The following is a 16,984-nucleotide window of genomic DNA, read 5'->3' on the forward strand; positions in this document are numbered from 1 at the left end:
GAGCTTGGGGCAAGACCAAGCAGATGAGGGGCATGGTCAGGTTTTCAAGCCAAAGTGCTTGAGCGTGCGGATAATAAAAAAAGCCCCCTTCGAAAAGGGGGCTTGGGGAGTGTGGGGTTCGCGATCTTATTCGCGGTTACCGCCCAGCACGCCTAAAAGCACCAGCAGGTTGCTGAAAATGTTGTAGACGTCCAGATAGATCGCCAGGGTGGCTGACACGTAGTTGGTTTCACCACCGTTGATGACGCGCTGCAGATCAACCAGCAAGAAGGCCGAGAAGATACCGATAGCCATCACGGAGATGGTCAGCATCAGCGCAGGCAGTTGCAGGAAGATGTTGGCCAAGGCCGCAACCAGCAAGATAACGGCACCGACAAACAGGAATTTCTGCATGCCGGAGAAATCACGCTTGGTGGTGCTGGCAATAGCTGCCATGGCGCCAAAGACCGCAGCGGTACCGCCAAAGGCCAGCATGATCAGTTGTGCGCCATTACCCATGCCCAGGACAAAGCCCAGCAGACGGGACAGCATCACACCCATGAAGAAGGTAAAGGCCATCAGCAGGGCGACACCCAGCGAGCTGTTCTTGTTCTTTTCGATCAGGAACATCAGGCCAAAGGCACCGACCAGGAAAACAATGGCGCTCAGGCCTGGGCTGGCGCCCATAACCCGGTTAATGCCGGAGGACAGGCCCAGCAAGGCTCCCAGCACGGTGGGAATCATGGACAGGGCCAGCAGCCAGTAGGTGTTGCGCAGGACGCGATTGCGAGCAATCAGCGACTGGGCGCCCAGGGTGCCGTTATGCTCAGGCAAGCTTGATTGACGAAATTCGCTCATGATGAGTCCTTAGAATACAGAGAGATCAGTGGTCAAGAATAACTGACAACTACCTGAATAATCAAGAATCTTCTTTATTATTCAAGCACCCAGTTTATGGGCATGCACTTGGCAGCCCTGTGCCTGGTACACACGCCAGCGTTCGCGAGCCTGGGTACGGTCAGCTTCCCGTTCGGAGACAATTTCCAATATACGCGGGAATTGTTCAAAACCGGGCGGGCATTGGGCATCCAGATTCAACAGCCAGCTTTGCTCACCTGCGGGCACGGGGGCGGCACTGGTCAACAAAACAGGGGTGGTGGCTGCCAAGGGGTCTTCCACACCGACGTGCGGGACAAAAGCCGTGGATTCAAAACCCCAGAGCAGGCGATCGAAACGGGCCAGTTGGCGGGCATCGGAAAGATACACCACCACCTGACGGCCCGCCTCGTAGTGCTTGCGCACGACCTCGCAGGCCATACGCAAGCGATCTGGCGCGCCGAAAGCGAAATCGACGCGGCTCATGCTTAGCGACACTGATTAAGCAGGTACTGAACCAGCAAAGGCACGGGACGGCCTGTGGCGCCCTTGTCCTTGCCGCTGCGCCAGGCAGTGCCGGCGATGTCCAGGTGAGCCCAGCGGTACGCTTTGGTGAAGCGGGACAGGAAGCAGGCGGCGGTTACCGAACCGGCTGGTGGGCCACCAATATTGGCCATATCAGCAAAGTTCGAGCGCAGTTGCTCCTGGTAGGCGTCGTCCATGGGCATGCGCCATGCCGTGTCACCCGTTTGCTTGCCAGCTTGCATCAGTTCATCAGCCAGGTCGTCGTCGGTCGAGAACAGGCCGGTGTTGACGTGGCCCAGAGCGACCACGCAAGCGCCGGTCAGGGTGGCCATATCAATCACGGCAGCGGGTTTGAAGCGCTCGACGTAGGTCAGGGCATCGCACAGGACCAGACGGCCTTCGGCGTCCGTGTTCAGGATCTCGATGGTCTGGCCAGACATGCTGGTCACGACGTCGCCCGGTTTATTGGCGCGGCCGCTGGGCATGTTCTCGCAAGAAGCCACTACAGCGATCACTTCACGGTCGATGTTCAGTTCGGCAATGGCGCGCATGGTGCCTAGAACGCTGGCAGCACCGCCCATGTCGTACTTCATTTCGTCCATATTGCCGGCTGGCTTGATGGAGATACCGCCCGAGTCGAAGGTCAGGCCCTTACCCACCAGAACGATAGGACCGTCCTCGTGTTTGGTCTTGGTGTTGGGGGTATGGCGCAGCACGATGAACGCAGGCGGTTCATCCGAGCCCTTGGCCACCGACAGGAACGAACCCATCTTCAAGGCTTCGATCTGCTTGCGCTCCAGCACTTCGGCCTTCAGCGTCTTGAATTCCTTGGCCAACTGCTTGGCGGTTTTGCCCAGGTAGGTAGGAGTGCAGATATTGCCGGGCAGGTCGGCCAGCAAGCGAGTCAGGTTGACGCCGTTACCAATGGCCTGACCTTGCTCCAGACCGGCCTTGGCTTCGCTGGCTTGGGTGCGGGCCGTCCACAGCAGGAACTGGCTCAGCTGGGGAGCAGGTTCGGGCTTGCTGAACGTGGCGGTGTAGCGGTAGCTGGCGCGGCATACGGCCACGGCAGCGTCCTGAGCGCGGCTGCGCAAGGTGGTGCCTTTGCAATCAATGCTGGCCAGGGCCGAAACGGCTTCTTTCAGGTCTGCTTTCAGGCAGTAAGAAGCAAGGCAGGCCTGGGCTTGCGTATGAGTTGCTGCTTTGTATTCCTCTTGAGCGCCTAAGCCGACTAAAATAACGCGTTCGGCCTTAACACCGGGCAGATTGCGCAGCACCAGGTGGGTATTGGGCTTGCCTTTAAACTCGGCTTTGACAGCAGCGCTCACAGCTCCGTTGCTGGCGCGGTCGATAAGTTCCGCTGCGGGGCTTAGAATGCCCTCGGCAAAGACGCCTACGCCTAGTGCGGCCGTCTTAATTTGGTGCAAAGAAGCGGATGTCTGTGTGCTAAATTCCATTCAACTATCCTCAGTGTGTCGCAAATCGTACCTGCGATTATCTCGCAAATTCTCATATGTCTCTATTTAAACGCTCTGCGGTATCCGAAATCTTAAGTCACAGTGGCGTTGTACTGTCCACTTTGCTGATTGTGTGGCTTAGTGTACTTCTGGTGCGTTTGTTAGGCGAAGCGGCCAATGGCACGATTGGCCCTGACGTGGTGCTGGGTCTGGCCGCCTTTTCCAGTATTACCGCCTTGCCGATTATTCTGGCCGTTTCCCTGTTCATTGCCGTGCTCACTACGGTGACGCGCAGCTTTCGGGAATCCGAAATGGTGGTCTGGTTTGCCAGCGGCCTGTCCTTGAAAAGCTGGGTAACGCCCGTTTTGCAGTGTGCAGTGCCGGTTGCCATTCTGATTGCCGTTCTGACCTTGCAGGCTTCGCCATGGGCTTATCGTCAGATTGCCGAGTACCGCCAGCGTTTTGAGCAGCGCTCGGACCTGAGTAAGGTGACCGCCGGGCAGTTTATCGAGTCCGATGATGGTGCCCGTGTGTTTTACGCCGACTCCCCAGAAAAAGAAGGGGATGAGCTGGGTAATGTGATCGCCCGCGTGATCGACCCGCAGTGGCTCAGCATTGTGACTGCGCAAAGTGCCCGCATGGAAGAGCAGCCCAATGGCGATCGCTTTCTGGTCTTGAGCGAAGGCCATCGCTACGACTTGAAGCCCGGTCAGGCTGAATTCCGTATGGTGGACTTTGAAAGTTATGGCATGCGTCTGGAGAGCCGTGATGCAGGCAATACCGCTGAAACGATCCGCGCCCGTGCCGAGCAGCAGATCAAGGCTCGTCAAACCACCTTGTTACTCAGTGATGACGATGCCGAGGCGCGCTCACAGATCATGTGGCGCTTGGCTTTGCCCCTGGCGGCACTGAATCTGGCCTTGCTGGCGATTCCTCTGGGAGCGGTGAATCCCAGGATGGGACGCTCAGGCAATATTCTGGTGGCTGGTCTGGTAGGTCTGCTCTATATGAACCTGATCAACCTCTCGCGCGGCTGGATTCGTAATGGCCAATTGGGTTTTGAAATCGGTTTGTGGCTGGTTCATGCCATCTTCTTGCTGATCATGCTCTTCATGATGTGGCGTAAATTGCGCATCAAGGCACCTAAACCGCCAGCAGTAAGCTGATCGGCAAAAGGGGCGTCCAGCCCCCTTTTTGTGCCTGTCGAATGGCTTTTTGATCGGTTTGGCGGCTCAAGCCCCATCCAGCAAATCCTGCCGCTCTTCCACTGACTGCTTCAGAAAGTGCCACAGCCGAGTCAGGCTGGGGTTCTGGCGTTGCTCTTCATGACAGAACATCCAGAAGCGTCGACGCAATTCCACCTGGTCGGGTAGAACACAACGCAGGCGCGGATCGGTTTTTGCCAGGAAGCAGGGCAGAACGGCAATTCCTTGCCCCTGCAAGGTGGCCTGGTACTGCGCAATCACGCTGGTGCTGCGAAAGCGTACGGCGGCGGATCTGACGATTTCTTCCAGATAGCGCAGGCTGTCGCTGAACACCAGATCATCCACATAGGCAATAAAGCGATGCTGGGACAAATCCTGCACGCTTTCTATGGGCGGATGGCTGTTCAAATAATCCTGATGGGCATAGAGCCGCAAGCTGTAGTCTGCCAGGCGCGTACACCAGTAAGGGCCGCGTTGGGGGCGCTCCAGTGCAATGGCCAAGTCGGCATCCCGGCGTGACAGACTGATAGGGCGGGGTACAGGCAAAAGCTCCAGGGTCAGCTCTGGGTATTGGGCCTGGAAAATGCTGAGCAAGGGCGTCAGCACATAGCTGCCAAAGGCTTCGGTGCAGCCCAGGCGCAGCTTGCCGGTCAAGGGTCTGGCCTTGCCCGTAATCGCATCGCGAGCCGCCAGCAAGCGGCTCTCTACCGGCTCCATGCGTTGCTGCAGATTCTGCCCTTCGCTGGTCAGACTATAGCCGCTGACCGTGGATTTGTGGAACAGCCGCAAGCCCAGCTCCTGCTCCAGCGCCTGGATACGGCGTGCCACGGTGCTGTGTTGAACGCCCAGCCGTTGAGCGGCAACGCTGATACGCTGGCAGCGGGCCACTTCCAGAAAGTAACGCAGATTATCCCAGTCCATCGTGATGGGCCCGCCCTGAAAAAGACTTGTGCATAAATGCCCAGCTCCTGTGCATTTTTCAACATGGTAAACGGGTCTTGAGGCTTCTACACTCGATGAGAACCCTCATACAAGTGGGATAACAAATAAGGCTTAGCCGCCTGAGCAATTCATTGGAGACATGCTATGACGGAAGTGGTTCGTGTACCTTTGCTGATCGATGGACAACATGTTCAATCCAAGAGCACCCGTTGGGACGATGTGCTCAATCCAGCCACCCAGGAAGTCGTGGCCCAAGTGCCTTACGCCACGATGGAAGAGCTGGAAACCATTATTGCCAGCTCGGCCAAGGCTTATGAGAGCTGGCGCCATTCCAGCCAGGGCGCGCGCATGCGCGTCATGCTGAATCTGCAGCGTCTGGTGCGTGAAAACAGTGCCAAGCTGGCTGAAGCCATCTCGCGTGAACACGGCAAGACTATGCCTGACGCTGAAGGTGAAGTAGGCCGCGGCCTGGAAGTGATCGAATACGCGTGTTCCATTGCTTCGATGCAATTGGGCGAATACGCAGAAAACGCTGCGGGCGGTATTGATGTCTACACCCTGATCCAGCCCTTGGGCGTGTGTGCCGGTGTGACCGCGTTCAACTTCCCGGTGATGCTGCCCTGCTTCATGTTCCCGCTGGCTGTGGCTTGCGGTAATACCTTCGTGCTCAAGCCTTCCGAGCAGGATCCTAGCGCCAGTCTGATGCTGGCTGAACTGGCTCTGGAAGCTGGCCTGCCTCCAGGAGTGCTGAACGTGGTCCACGGCGGTGCAGATATTGCCAATGCCCTGGTGACCCATCCTGAAGTCAAGGCTGTGTCCTTTATTGGTTCGACGGCCGTTGGCACCGAAATTCACCGTCGTGCCACTGAAGCTGGCAAGCGCTCGCAAGCCATGATGGGCGCCAAGAACCACTGCATTGTGATGCCTGATGCGGATCGTGATGTGGCGATCAACCAATTGCTGGGCGCTGCTTTTGGCGCGGCCGGCCAGCGCTGCATGGCGATCTCGGTAGCCGTGATGGTCGGCGAAACTGGCGAGTGGGTTGATGAACTGGTCAAACGTGCTGCCACCATGAAGGTCAACGTAGGTACGGACCGTCAGGCCGATCTGGGCCCCTTGGTCTCGCCGCGTGCTCGCCAGCGTGTGGAATCCTTGATTGAAGCCGGTGTACAGGAAGGTGCCAGTCTCTTGCTGGATGGTCGTGGCGTGAAAGTGCCTGGCTATGAAAGCGGTAACTTTGTCGGCCCAACCATCTTCAATGATGTGAAAGCCGATATGCGCATTTACGAAGAAGAAATCTTCGGACCCGTGCTGTGCATTGTGCGTGTCAATACGCTGGAAGAGGCGGTGCAGTTCATCAACCGCAACCCCAACGGTAATGGCGTGTCCATCTTCACCCAGGACGGCGGCCATGCGCGCTACTTCCAGAACCGTATTGACGTAGGCCAGATCGGTATCAATATTCCTATCCCTGTGCCGGTGGCCTGGTTCAGTTTTACTGGCTCGCGTGCGTCCAAGCTGGGTGATCTGGGTCCGAACGGCAAACAAGCCGTTCAGTTCTGGACACAGACCAAAACCGTGACGGCCCGCTGGCAAGCTCATGCCAATACGATGAATACAACAATCAGCATGACGTAATTGTTGAATCTATATATATAACTTAATGCAATAAGCGAGCTGTTCCTTATTACATATAATAGCCCTGTACCTGGGGCTATTAACATATGAATATTCAACAATTCCGCTTTGTCCGAGAGACCATCCGACGTAACTTCAATCTGACTGAAGCCGCTCGCTCGCTCTATACCTCCCAGCCGGGGGTGTCCAAAGCGATCATCGAGTTTGAAGATGAACTGGGCATCAAGATTTTTGAACGTCATGGAAAACGCATTAAGGGCTTGACCCGACCGGGCGAAGCTGTCGCCGAGGTGATCGACCGCATCATGCGCGAGATCGACAACCTCAAGCGTGTCAGCGACGACTTCGCCCGCCGTGATGAAGGCACCTTGGTGATCGCTTGTACCCACGCCCAGGCACGATATTTGCTGCCCAAGGTGATCCCTGAATTCCGCCGTCGCTTTCCCAAGGTCCATATGTCCTTGGCTGAAGGCAGCCCGCCTGTGCTGGCCCAGATGGTGATACACGAGCAGGCTGACGTGGCCATCGCTACCGAAACCCTGGCATTGACGCCGGGCCTGGTCGCTTTGCCGGTCTACACCTGGGAGCATACGGTGGTGGTGACGCCGGATCATCCACTGGCTGATCTGCCTGCCAACAAGCAGCTGTCCATTGAAACCCTGGCGCAGTACCCCATCGTGACTTATGACCATGCTTTCTCGGGTCGAGGTTCGATCGACGAGGCCTTTGCCAAGCATGGCATCACTCCGGATATTGTGCTGGAAGCTATTGATGCTGACGTGATCAAAACCTACGTTGATGTCGGTCTGGGTATCGGTATCATCGCAGGCATCGCGTTCGATCCGCGTCGTGACAAAGGTCTGGTGGGCCTGCCAGCGGGGCATTTGTTTGGCGCACACCACACCAAGGTGGCGGTGAAAGCCGGGGCTTTCCTGCGTGACTATATTTTTGAACTGCTGGAGATGCTGGCACCGGAATTGACCCGGGATGTGGTGCTGAGCGCTCTGGATGAGAAACAAGCTGGTGGCCCGTTGTAGAGCTAGCCGCTGTTTAGTTGGAAATACGGGCCATCGTGATTACACGGTGGCCCTTATTGTTTGTGCAGTCGGCGTGGTTTTGCAGGGCAGGTGAGAGCTTATGGTCAAAGGCTATAAGTAAAAATTGAAACAAGCTATCGACTTAATTGACTATGATAATAAGAATGATTATCATTATCCAACTTTCTTAGCCAATGGAGCTTCCTGTGTCTCAATACGTCAGTGCAGTCGTGGTTGGAGCAGACCGTCTGGGGAACATTCCCGACTTGCTCAAGATCCACAATATCTCGATCAAACATCATATTAGCGGGCGTGATCCAGCCCACCAGAAAAAAACCCTGCAGTTGCCTTCCGGCACCGATTTGCTGATTTTGCTGACCGACTTCCTGGGTCACAACGTCATGAAAACCTTCCGGGCTGCTGCCTTGAAGTCCGGTATTCGAGTAGTTGCCTGCCGACGCTCGGTTTGTAGCATGAAGCAAGCCTTAACCCAATGCGGCTATTGTGAATCTTGTCCGCTCGGTAAGTCCAAGAGCCACTAGATTGGCGGCATGACTTACTGGGGCAAAGAAGGAATCTTTACAGATCAAAAAAAAGCCACTGTTATGAAACAGTGGCTTTTTTGTGTGCTGCCGGTTTGGCAGCAGGGCGGTCTTATTTGACGCTACGCAAACGAGCTTCCGACTGCTGCGTATCGGCAGCCGCCAGACGGCGTGCGCCGTTATAGCGTTTTTTCCAGTAACCCACTTCCATGTTCTCGACGCGGACAACAGCGCCAGTGCGAGGGGCGTGGACAAATTTGTCATCACCCAGGTAAATGCCTACGTGAGAGAAACGAGCGCCACGAGTATTGAAGAAGACCAGGTCACCTTTGCGCAGCTCGCTACGGTTAACCGAAGTGCCTTCTTTGGCAATGTCCTTGGATTGGCGGGGTAGCTTCAGACCCAGGGACTTTTCAGCCACGTAGGACACCAGACCGCTGCAATCAAAGCCAGTGCTGGGAGCATCGCCACCAAAACTGTACTTCACGCCCAGGAAGTCCAGGGCGGCGTTGGCAAGGCCGTGGGTAGAGGAAGAAGCTTGGCTACTGCGGCTTTCGGCGCGCCCTTGGCGACGATCGCTGCTGTAAGCAATATTGATGTCGTTACGAGCGCGGTTGGCTAGATATGTACCCAGCGGGTCGGACTCGGTCTGGAATTCGTAGTCGGCGTAATAGCCGTGATCCAGTTCTGCACGATCTTTGTTCTGGCTGGACTGTTGAGTTCCAGTGGTGGCACACCCTGTCAGAGCGAGCGCGCCGGCTAACAAAAGATACTTGGCGCTGCGATAGGTAATGTGCAAAAGTGCGGGTGGATTCAGGTAATGTGGCGGCATGACCAGGGCTTTTTTAAGGACTTGGTGGGCAGCAGCACAACCTTGATGCCTATTTTTGCTGAAATTAGCAGCAATTGATGGGTATCAGGGCTGTAAGTATGGCTAAAAGCACCATACTTTGCCGGACGTTGCTGTGCGTTGAATGTTTGGCAGTGTACCGGATGATAATTGCACCGTAAAGCATTGTAGGAGTGTATTTTGCGATTGAATCATACTGTTGCAAAGTGCGGCTGACAGCGGTTTTCAGGCCCTGTGCATGGGTCCAGTGCTCTTCTTGCTGACTTGTTGAAAGTTAGCCGAAATAGAGCGAAGTTTTACTGTTTATAGGGATTGAATGATGCGATTTATGGGACAGGCCCTAGGGAAAGCCCTGAACGAAGGAGTACGGCTGCGCGAGTTGTGGGCTTGGGCTATGTATGATTTCGCAAACTCTGGCTACACCACCGTCATTTTGACCAGTGTTTACAGTGCCTATTTTGTTGGTGTCGTCGCCGAAGGCCGCAGCTGGGCTACCTTGGCGTGGACCTTGGCCTTGTCCGCTTCGTATTTGAGCATCATGTTGACCATGCCGGGGCTCGGTGCAAAAGCCGATGCACGTCAAGGCAAAAGGCGACTTTTGTTCACCAGCACCATAGGCTGTGTGTCGGCAACCGTGATGCTGTATTGGGCCGGTCCCAATGACATCGTCTGGGCCCTGGTTTTTATCGCTTTATCCAATTATTGCTACTGCATAGGCGAGTCCATCATCGGCGCTTTCTTGCCGGAAATTGCCCGGCCTGACGCCTTGGGGCGTGTCTCCGGGTGGGGCTGGGGTTTTGGTTATTTTGGTGGCATGTTGGCCTTGGGACTTTCCCTGGCTTTTCTGACCTGGGCGACCTCGCAAGGGTGGACGGCTCAGGAGTATGTGCCGGGAATTGCCCTGATTACGGCTGCCTTGTTTGCCTTGTCAGCCTTGCCTTCTTTTCTGTTTCTGCGCGAACGCAGTGCACCCAGCGGGGCAGAGCAGCAGGGCATGTTGTCGCGCCTGATTGCATCGGCGCGTGATGTGCATCAGCATTTTCCCGATTTCCGCACCTTGTTGTTATGTGGTGCTGCCTATCAAGCCGGGATTGCCGTCATTATTACCTTGTCGGCGGTGTATGCCACCGAGGCCATGGGTTTCACCATGGCGCAAACCATGACACTGATCTTTACCGTCAATATTGCGGCCGCTGTGGGGGCTTTGTTGTTTGGACATGTGCAGGATCGCATCGGCCATAGACGTGCTCTAGCACTGACGCTGTGTGCCTGGCTGGTCATGGTGGGCATTGCTGTCAGCACGCGTTCCCTGGCGGGGTTCTGGGCGGCGGCAGCCGTCGCCGGGCTATGCATAGGGAGTAGCCAAAGTGCGGGGCGAGCCATGGTTGGACTGCTGGCTCCCAAGAGTCGTCTGGCTGAATTTTTCGCCTTGTGGACCTTTGCCATTCAACTGGCCGCAGTATGTGGTCCGCTGTCTTACGGTCTGGTGACTTGGCTAAGCGGCGGGAACCACCGCTTGGCTCTGGCCTGCACGGGATTATTCTTTCTGGCGGGCCTGCTGATCCTGTCGCGTTTGAATTTTCAGCGCGGCATTTTGGCCAAGAATCAAGCCGATCTCAGTTGTCAGGATTGAGTAAGTAAGGCGCGTTACGTTTATATAAAATTAAGCTGGGCTGCCCATGCGTGGCCCAAAAAAAACACCAAATATGGAAAATAAAGGAGCCAACACCATGAGCGGTCCAACGTCTATTGAATCCGTCCTGTCGGAAAGCCGAGTCTTTCCCGTGTTCCCCAAACTGGAACGCGAAGCAAGCATTGCTGGCATGGCGGCCTACCAGGAGCTTTGCCAGAAAGCCGAGCAGGACAACCCCGGTTTCTGGGCGGAGTTGGCCCGCGATCGTCTGGTCTGGACCAAGCCTTTTACCCAGGTTCTGGACGACAGCAAGCCCCCGTTTTACAAGTGGTTCCATGATGGCGAGCTGAACGTCTCGGCCAACTGTCTGGACAAGCACCTTGGCACCCCCACTGAAAACAAAACTGCACTGATCTTTGAAGCCGACGGTGGTGAAGTCACCAAAGTGACCTTCCGCGAACTGTATGAACAGGTTTGCCAGTTTGCCAATGGTTTGAAAGCCCTGGGTTACAAGACGGGCGAACGTGCCCTGATCTACATGCCCATGTCGGTGCAGGCCATTGTGGCCATGCAAGCATGTGCCCGTTTGGGTATTACTCACTCCGTCGTGTTTGGTGGTTTCTCGGCCAAGAGCCTGCACGAACGTGCCGTGGACGTGGGTGCCTCCCTGGTCATTACCGCTGACGAACAGCGTCGTGGTGGCCGTGCCATCCCCCTGAAAAATGCAGTTGACGAAGCCCTGAGCGGCGGTGACTGCGAAGCCGTGCGTCACGTCATTGTGTACAAGCGCACGGGCGGCCCCGTTGCCTGGCATGAAGGTCGCGATCTGTGGTGGGAAGATGCTGTCAAAGGTCAAGGCAGCGAGTGCCCAGCCGTGTCCGTGAATGCAGAGCACCCTCTGTTTGTTCTGTACACCTCCGGCTCTACGGGCAAGCCTAAAGGCGTGCAGCACTCCTCGGCAGGTTATCTGCTGGGTGCCATGCTGAGCGTGCAGTGGACCTTCGATGCCAAGGACAGCGATGTGTTCTGGTGTACCGCCGATATCGGTTGGGTAACAGGCCACACCTTCATCACTTACGGCCCTCTGGCTGCTGGCGTGACGCAGGTTGTGTTTGAAGGCGTGCCTACCTACCCGGATGCTGGCCGTTTCTGGAACATGATTGAACGCCACGGCGTGACGGTGTTCTACACCGCACCTACCGCTATTCGCTCCTTGACCAAGGCAGCCGAAGCGGACGAGGCCATTCATCCCAAGCAATACAATCTGGATACCCTGCGCATCATCGGTTCGGTGGGTGAACCCATCAACCCCGAAGCCTGGATGTGGTATTTCAAGAATGTGGGCCGCGAGCGTTGCCCTATTGTGGATACCTGGTGGCAAACGGAGACCGGCGGTCACGTCATTACTCCCTTGCCTGGCGCCACTCCCCTGAAACCCGGTTCCTGCGGCCTGCCGTTCCCCGGCATGGACGTTGCCATTGTGGACGAGGTGGGTGAAGAAGCGGAACGCGGCAATGGCGGCTTCCTGGTCATTCGCAAGCCTTGGCCCAATATGATCCGTACCATCTGGGGCGATCCAGACCGTTTCGTGAAAAGCTACTTCCCCCCCGAGCTGAAAGGCTATTACCTGGCCGGTGACGGCGCACAGCGTGATACTGACGGTTACTTCTGGGTCATGGGCCGTATCGACGACGTGCTGAACGTTTCGGGTCACCGCTTGGGCACGATGGAAGTGGAGTCTGCCCTGGTGGCACACCCGCTGGTCGCTGAAGCCGCTGTTGTGGGCAAGCCTGACCCCACGACGGGTGAAGCCATTGTGGCCTTTGTGGTGCTGAATGGTGATCTGCCCTCCGGCGAAGAGGCCGACAAGGTTGCCGCTGAGCTGCGCAATTGGGTAGGCAAGGAAATCGGTCCTATCGCCAAGCCTCGTGAGATCCGCTTTGGTGAAAACCTGCCCAAGACACGTTCGGGCAAGATCATGCGTCGTTTGCTGCGCTTTGTTGCCAATAACGAGCCGATCACCCAAGACGTATCCACGCTGGAGAATCCGGCCATTCTGGATCAGTTGTCCGAAGCGCACTAATTTTATTTGGTAGTTCCTGTTTGACCCTGGTTTCTTTGCAGAGCCAGGGTTTTTTTATTTCTCCTGATTATTTTGTTACTGAAAACCTGCGCGGTGTGGAATTAGCCTAGCATTGAGTCCGTGGCCAAAACATCGGTCCATGAATTCAAAGAAAAGGGGAAAGGTTTGAGCGGGGAACAGCAGGCAGACAGGGGCGCTTTGGCGCTGATGGGCTTGGTGGTACTGACCTGGGGCATGAGCTGGGTCGTGATGAAGGCGATGACTGTCTACATCGGGCCAGTGGATCTGATTGCAGCACGCTATGCGGTGGCATTTGTTTTTTTATGGCTGGTGCTGCGTCTTAAAGGCGGGCATTTACGTCCTACGCCATGGAAGCTGAGCCTGGGCGTCGCCATTTTCCAGACTACCGGCTTTCAACTGCTTAGCCAGTTTTCCTTGCAAGCCGGTGGGGCAGGCAAGATGGTGGCCCTGGCCTACACCATGCCAATCTGGATTCTGCTGTTGTCCTGGCCCATGTTGGGGCAACGACCTCAGAAACGTCACGTAATGGGTATGGTGCCCGCGATTTTGGGCTTGATGCTTCTGATTGCGCCCTGGGAAGGAATGGGCGGCATACTTGGTTCGGTTCTGGCGACATTGAGTGGCGTGAGCTGGGCCTTGGGGGCGGTTTTCTCCAAACAGCTATTTGAGCGTCATCGAGTGGAGCTGCTCAATGCCACAGTCTGGCAGTGTCTTCTGGGGATTGTGATTGTTCTGCCCTTGAGCTTCCTGATTTCCCAGCGTCCTATCGTGATGGAATGGCAGATGTTCAGTGGCGTTCTGTACCTGGGCGTGATTGCAACTGGGGTAGGTTGGCTGCTGTGGATGGCGGTAGTCAGTCGTGTCAGCGCGACCTTGGCGGGGATGTCCAGTCTGGGCGTGCCTGCACTGACTGTTTTGCTGGCCTGGCTGTTGTTGGACGAATGGCCAACTCAACTGGAGTTAATGGGGACAGGCCTGATTCTATTGGGGCTGTTCGTAGTGAACTGGCCCAGCCGATCTCGCAAGTCATAGAGCAAAAAAAAAGCCACCCTGAGGGGTGGCTTTTTCGACATTAATACTTCTGGCCTTGGCGGTGACACCAAGGCCAGATTTGTTTTTACATGCCGTTGTACACCGGACCTTCGCCGCCTTGCGGGGGAACCCAGACGATATTCTGGGTGGGGTCCTTGATGTCACAGGTTTTGCAGTGCACGCAGTTCTGTGCATTGATCTGCAGCTTGTCGTCGCCAGTTTCAGTCTTGATGAACTCGTATACGCCAGCCGGACAGAAACGGGCTTCGGGGCCACCGTAGCGAGCCAGGTTCACCGCCACAGGAACGGACGGATCTTTCAGCGTCAGGTGGACAGGTTCGTCTTCTTCGTGGTTGGTGTTTGAAATAAACACGGAGCTGAGACGATCGAAGGTGATCTTGCCATCTGGCTTGGGGTAGTCGATACGCGCGCATTCGGCTGCAGGCTGCAAACAGGCGTGGTCAGGCTTGTTGTTGCGTAGTGTCCAAGGCATTTTTCCTTTGAACAGGCCTTGCTCCACAAAGGTCATGACGGATGCAATCGAGCGGCCTTTCTTGAACCATTGCTTGAAGTTGCGGGCCTTGTTCAGCTCCTCATGCAGCCAGGACTGTTTGAACTTTTCTGCAAATTGCGACAGCTCGTCTTGCTTGCGTCCGGCTTGCAAGGCTTCAAAAGCGGCCTCAGCGGCCAGGGAGCCGGATTTGATCGCAGCGTGGCTACCCTTGATGCGCGAAGCATTCAGGAAACCGGCATCACAACCGACCAAAGCACCACCGGGGAAGCTGAGCTTGGGCAGCGCCAGCAGACCACCGGCGGTCAGGGAGCGAGCCCCGTAAGCAATGCGCTTGCCGCCTTCAAACGTGGCGCGCAGGGCAGGGTGGGTTTTGTAGCGCTGAAATTCTTCAAAGGGAGACAGCCAGGGGTTGGCGTAATCCAGACCGACTACCATCCCGACCATGACCAGATTGTTATCCAGGTGGTACAGGAAAGAGCCGCCGTAGGTGTCCGAATCCAGTGGCCAGCCAGCGGTGTGGATCACCAGGCCGGGCTGCGATTGGGAGGGGTCCACTTCCCACAGTTCTTTAATGCCAATGCCGTAGCTTTGGGCATTGCGGGACTCGTCCAGCTTGAAACGCTCGGTCAGCTCACGGCCCAGGTGGCCACGCGAACCTTCGGCAAAAATGGTGTAGGACGCCAGCAGTTCCATGCCGGGTTGATAGTGGGCGGTGTGCGTGCCGTCGCGGGCCACACCCATATCGCCCGTCAGGACGCCACGGACCGCGCCGTTGTCGTCATACAGAATGTGGGCAGCGGCAAAGCCGGGGAAAATATCCACGCCCAGGGCCTCGGCCTGTTCACCCATCCATTGCACGACATTGCCCAGGCGAACAATGTAATTTCCATGGTTTTTAAAACAGTCAGGCAGCAACCACATCGGGGTGCTGCGTGCGCCTTTTTCGGTCAGGAAAAGGAATTTGTCTTCAGTCACCTCTACCGAAATAGGAGCGCCTTGCGCTTTCCAGTCTGGCAGCAGCTCGTCCAGGGCGCGCGTGTCCATGACAGCGCCTGACAGGATATGGGCACCCACTTCAGCGCCTTTTTCCAGGACACAGACGCTGATTTCTTGTTCTTTTTCTTGGGCGAGCTGTTTAAGACGTATCGCGGTGGCCAGGCCTGCAGGGCCAGCGCCGACGATAATAACGTCATATTCCATCGATTCACGTTCAGACATTGCTGCTGATCTCCTATTACGGCTTAGCGCTTTGTTCTTGATTGTTGGCGGGTGAAATTCGTGTACTGTGCGTACGGTCGATTGTATTGTAGTCTGAGCAATCCCGTTTTGAGTTCAGAGGCCAGAGGCAGTGCCCCTTGGCTTCCGGCTTCATCAGTAAATATCAGTAAGGAGAGCATGTAATGACACAAGTAGTAGATTCTGGTGCAGGAGCCACTTTTGATATTGCCGTGCGCTGGGGCGATCTGGATGCCATGAATCATGTTAACAATACGGTCTACTTTCGCTACATCGAGGAAGCCCGTGTCCAGTTAATGATGAAGCTGGGCATGGTGCCACCTTCTCCACGTACCGGGGTGCTGGCGCACGCCAGCCTGGATTTCCTGCGTTCGGTCCTGTATCCGGCCACTGTGCGGATTGTGCACAAATTGCTGAAAGTCGGTGGCAGCAGCATTGAGTTGGAAGTCTTTGTATGTGACGCAAATCAAGCTGATGTCATTTATGCACGTGGCCGCTGTGTGCTCGTGTCCATTAACCCCCAAGGCGGCTCACAACCTTGGACCGAAGATGAGCGTAAACAGATACACTCGGTTTTTCAGGGTTAAGCTTTACGTATACGGAAAGCATAGTCAAGTCGTAGAATGCCTGATAGCACTGTATGGTGCATAGCGGCATTATTGGACAAAGTTTGCTGTTTAGGCCAATTAAAGAGTTATTGGAGAGTCAATTGAATAAAGTCTATCCAAGCGCCAAGGAGGCGTTGCAGGGGGTCGTTGCCGACGGACAGACAGTCGCGGTAGGTGGATTCGGCCTGTGCGGAATTCCCGAAGCGCTGATTGCTGCGCTGCGCGATAGCGGAGTCAAAAACCTGACCTGCATTAGCAATAATGCCGGGGTGGATGGCTTTGGTCTGGGTCAGTTGCTGGAAACACGCCAGATCCGCAAGATGATTTCCTCCTATGTGGGCGAAAACAAGGAGTTCGAGCGCCAGTATCTGGCGGGCGAGCTGGAACTGGAGTTCACTCCTCAGGGCACACTGGCTGAAAAGCTGCGTGCCGGTGGCGCAGGCATCCCTGCGTTCTTTACCGCAACGGGTGTGGGCACTATCGTGGCTGACGGTAAGGAAATCCGCGAGTTCAACGGTCAGCAATACGTGATGGAAGAGGCCCTGGTGCCCGATGTATCGCTGGTTAAAGCTTACAAGGCCGACCGCAGCGGCAACCTGGTGTTTCGCAAGACCGCGCGCAACTTCAACCCGAACGTGGCCATGGCTGGAAAAATCACCATTGTCGAGGTCGAGGAAATTGTCGAGACCGGCAGCCTGGACCCGGATGATGTGCATTTGCCCGGTATTTATGTGCACCGTATCGTGCTCAATGCCCAGCCCGAAAAGCGCATTGAACAGCGTACCGTTCGTTCTTCCTGATTAGCG

At 55.9% G+C, this 16,984-nt stretch carries 15 protein-coding genes; 9 read left to right on the top strand and 6 right to left on the bottom strand.

Annotation, left to right across the window (positions count from 1 at the left end; all coding sequences use genetic code 11):
• Positions 1 to 126 precede the first annotated feature (126 nt).
• From ACU6HM_RS01600 to ACU6HM_RS01610, 3 genes are all read right to left on the bottom strand, one after another.
• Positions 127 to 837, bottom strand: a complete 711-nt coding sequence (locus ACU6HM_RS01600; protein WP_254498977.1) for a Bax inhibitor-1/YccA family protein — start codon at positions 835 to 837, stop codon at positions 127 to 129.
• An 81-nt stretch (positions 838 to 918) separates the two neighbouring features.
• A complete protein-coding gene (locus ACU6HM_RS01605; protein WP_009456558.1) occupies positions 919 to 1,341 on the bottom strand; it encodes a DNA polymerase III subunit chi in 423 nt (140 codons plus the stop codon).
• A 2-nt stretch (positions 1,342 to 1,343) separates the two neighbouring features.
• The gene (locus ACU6HM_RS01610) at positions 1,344 to 2,837 is read right to left on the bottom strand and encodes a leucyl aminopeptidase (RefSeq protein WP_009456557.1); all 1,494 of its coding nucleotides are present in this window, start codon (positions 2,835 to 2,837) and stop codon (positions 1,344 to 1,346) included.
• A gap of 56 nt (positions 2,838 to 2,893) precedes the next feature.
• Here ACU6HM_RS01610 and lptF point away from each other — a divergent pair, with 56 nt between their 5' ends.
• Positions 2,894 to 4,003: an LPS export ABC transporter permease LptF gene (gene lptF / locus ACU6HM_RS01615; protein WP_446763276.1), complete on the top strand. Its 1,110-nt coding sequence runs from the start codon at positions 2,894 to 2,896 to the stop codon at positions 4,001 to 4,003.
• A 66-nt stretch (positions 4,004 to 4,069) separates the two neighbouring features.
• Here lptF and ACU6HM_RS01620 read toward each other — a convergent pair whose 3' ends face one another.
• Positions 4,070 to 4,963 carry a LysR family transcriptional regulator gene (locus ACU6HM_RS01620; protein WP_009456556.1) on the bottom strand — a complete coding sequence of 298 codons (894 nt, stop codon included), beginning with the start codon at positions 4,961 to 4,963 and terminating at the stop codon, positions 4,070 to 4,072.
• Between the two features lie 165 nt (positions 4,964 to 5,128).
• Between ACU6HM_RS01620 and ACU6HM_RS01625 the strand changes: the two genes are divergently transcribed.
• The 3 genes from ACU6HM_RS01625 (at position 5,129) to ACU6HM_RS01635 (ending at position 8,201) form a co-directional block, all read left to right on the top strand.
• Positions 5,129 to 6,622: a CoA-acylating methylmalonate-semialdehyde dehydrogenase gene (locus tag ACU6HM_RS01625; protein WP_009456555.1), complete on the top strand. Its 1,494-nt coding sequence runs from the start codon at positions 5,129 to 5,131 to the stop codon at positions 6,620 to 6,622.
• An 86-nt stretch (positions 6,623 to 6,708) separates the two neighbouring features.
• Positions 6,709 to 7,659 carry a CysB family HTH-type transcriptional regulator gene (locus ACU6HM_RS01630; protein ID WP_009456554.1) on the top strand — a complete coding sequence of 317 codons (951 nt, stop codon included), beginning with the start codon at positions 6,709 to 6,711 and terminating at the stop codon, positions 7,657 to 7,659.
• A 194-nt stretch (positions 7,660 to 7,853) separates the two neighbouring features.
• A complete protein-coding gene (locus ACU6HM_RS01635) occupies positions 7,854 to 8,201 on the top strand; it encodes a DUF2325 domain-containing protein (protein WP_259672468.1) in 348 nt (115 codons plus the stop codon).
• A 112-nt stretch (positions 8,202 to 8,313) separates the two neighbouring features.
• Here the strand turns inward: ACU6HM_RS01635 and ACU6HM_RS01640 are convergent, their stop codons facing one another.
• Positions 8,314 to 9,033, bottom strand: a complete 720-nt coding sequence (locus ACU6HM_RS01640) for a C40 family peptidase (RefSeq protein WP_031232602.1) — start codon at positions 9,031 to 9,033, stop codon at positions 8,314 to 8,316.
• A gap of 346 nt (positions 9,034 to 9,379) precedes the next feature.
• On the opposite strand from ACU6HM_RS01640, the gene ACU6HM_RS01645 reads away from it, so the two are divergent.
• From ACU6HM_RS01645 to ACU6HM_RS01655, 3 genes are all read left to right on the top strand, one after another.
• On the top strand, positions 9,380 to 10,684 hold the full coding sequence (locus ACU6HM_RS01645; RefSeq protein ID WP_446763277.1) for an MFS transporter: 1,305 nt from the start codon (positions 9,380 to 9,382) through the stop codon (positions 10,682 to 10,684).
• A 97-nt stretch (positions 10,685 to 10,781) separates the two neighbouring features.
• A complete protein-coding gene (acs, locus tag ACU6HM_RS01650; RefSeq protein WP_369327032.1) occupies positions 10,782 to 12,767 on the top strand; it encodes an acetate--CoA ligase in 1,986 nt (661 codons plus the stop codon).
• Between the two features lie 165 nt (positions 12,768 to 12,932).
• Positions 12,933 to 13,820, top strand: coding sequence for a DMT family transporter (locus ACU6HM_RS01655; protein ID WP_031232600.1), 888 nt, complete (start codon positions 12,933 to 12,935; stop codon positions 13,818 to 13,820).
• Positions 13,821 to 13,905: 85 nt separating this feature from the next.
• Here ACU6HM_RS01655 and ACU6HM_RS01660 read toward each other — a convergent pair whose 3' ends face one another.
• Positions 13,906 to 15,552: an electron transfer flavoprotein-ubiquinone oxidoreductase gene (locus ACU6HM_RS01660; RefSeq protein WP_035272529.1), complete on the bottom strand. Its 1,647-nt coding sequence runs from the start codon at positions 15,550 to 15,552 to the stop codon at positions 13,906 to 13,908.
• Positions 15,553 to 15,734: 182 nt separating this feature from the next.
• Between ACU6HM_RS01660 and ACU6HM_RS01665 the strand changes: the two genes are divergently transcribed.
• Together ACU6HM_RS01665 and ACU6HM_RS01670 are read left to right on the top strand one after the other, a co-directional pair.
• Entirely contained in the window at positions 15,735 to 16,157 is a 423-nt protein-coding gene (locus tag ACU6HM_RS01665; protein ID WP_009456536.1) for an acyl-CoA thioesterase, read from the top strand.
• 122 nt (positions 16,158 to 16,279) lie between these two features.
• Positions 16,280 to 16,978 carry a CoA transferase subunit A gene (locus ACU6HM_RS01670; RefSeq protein WP_009456533.1) on the top strand — a complete coding sequence of 233 codons (699 nt, stop codon included), beginning with the start codon at positions 16,280 to 16,282 and terminating at the stop codon, positions 16,976 to 16,978.
• Positions 16,979 to 16,984 lie beyond the last annotated feature (6 nt).

The organism is Alcaligenes sp. RM2, assembly GCF_052931795.1.

What these genes read in the sequence shown, in the direction of transcription:
- ACU6HM_RS01625 (WP_009456555.1), top strand. Translation starts at nt 5,129, where the DNA reads ATGACGGAAGTGGTTCGTGTACCTTTGCTGATCGATGGACAACATGTT.
- ACU6HM_RS01605 (WP_009456558.1), bottom strand. Translation starts at nt 1,341, where the DNA reads ATGAGCCGCGTCGATTTCGCTTTCGGCGCGCCAGATCGCTTGCGTATG.
- ACU6HM_RS01665 (WP_009456536.1), top strand. Translation starts at nt 15,735, where the DNA reads ATGACACAAGTAGTAGATTCTGGTGCAGGAGCCACTTTTGATATTGCC.
- ACU6HM_RS01630 (WP_009456554.1), top strand. Translation starts at nt 6,709, where the DNA reads ATGAATATTCAACAATTCCGCTTTGTCCGAGAGACCATCCGACGTAAC.
- ACU6HM_RS01620 (WP_009456556.1), bottom strand. Translation starts at nt 4,963, where the DNA reads ATGGACTGGGATAATCTGCGTTACTTTCTGGAAGTGGCCCGCTGCCAG.
- lptF (WP_446763276.1), top strand. Translation starts at nt 2,894, where the DNA reads ATGTCTCTATTTAAACGCTCTGCGGTATCCGAAATCTTAAGTCACAGT.
- ACU6HM_RS01610 (WP_009456557.1), bottom strand. Translation starts at nt 2,837, where the DNA reads ATGGAATTTAGCACACAGACATCCGCTTCTTTGCACCAAATTAAGACG.
- ACU6HM_RS01635 (WP_259672468.1), top strand. Translation starts at nt 7,854, where the DNA reads ATGGAGCTTCCTGTGTCTCAATACGTCAGTGCAGTCGTGGTTGGAGCA.
- acs (WP_369327032.1), top strand. Translation starts at nt 10,782, where the DNA reads ATGAGCGGTCCAACGTCTATTGAATCCGTCCTGTCGGAAAGCCGAGTC.
- ACU6HM_RS01660 (WP_035272529.1), bottom strand. Translation starts at nt 15,552, where the DNA reads ATGTCTGAACGTGAATCGATGGAATATGACGTTATTATCGTCGGCGCT.
- ACU6HM_RS01645 (WP_446763277.1), top strand. Translation starts at nt 9,380, where the DNA reads ATGGGACAGGCCCTAGGGAAAGCCCTGAACGAAGGAGTACGGCTGCGC.
- ACU6HM_RS01600 (WP_254498977.1), bottom strand. Translation starts at nt 837, where the DNA reads ATGAGCGAATTTCGTCAATCAAGCTTGCCTGAGCATAACGGCACCCTG.
- ACU6HM_RS01640 (WP_031232602.1), bottom strand. Translation starts at nt 9,033, where the DNA reads ATGCCGCCACATTACCTGAATCCACCCGCACTTTTGCACATTACCTAT.